The sequence below is a fragment of the Pseudoalteromonas sp. S558 genome, from assembly GCF_005886635.1.
GTDB classification, from domain to species: Bacteria; Pseudomonadota; Gammaproteobacteria; order Enterobacterales; family Alteromonadaceae; genus Pseudoalteromonas; species Pseudoalteromonas aliena.
The window spans coordinates 1-356 of sequence record NZ_PNDU01000440.1; the positions used below are offsets into that span (position 1 = coordinate 1).

At 36.5% G+C, this 356-nt stretch carries 1 pseudogene; it reads right to left on the reverse strand.

Annotated features, from left to right (window positions below):
- Positions 1-317 (reverse strand): annotated as a pseudogene (locus tag CWB66_RS20515) (IS30 family transposase); the annotation flags it as partial.
- Positions 318-356 lie beyond the last annotated feature (39 nt).

A 356-nucleotide genomic window follows, 5' to 3' on the forward strand; every position in this document is an offset into this window, starting at 1 on the left:
AATACTAGTTCTCCTTCCAAAGCTTTAAATTTCGAAAATTCTTTTCCATTATCCAAGGTCAGAGTTAACTGTTTATGCTCTGGAATCTCTTTAAACATCTCTACTGTAGCCGTATTGAATGACTCAGTTTGCTTAGTCTCTATTTTTTGCGCGATTAAATATCGAGAGCTACGGTCAACATGGGTTACAAAAAAACCAGAGCCCTTTTTGCCTTCAATTAAATCACCTTCCCAGTCACCTATTCGGCTTCTGTCTTCGACTATTTTTGGAAGTTCGCTAATACTTACTCTATTCATAAATTGCCCACGTAAATCGCAATATAAACGTTGCTTACCTCTTTTTTTATGACTCTAAGC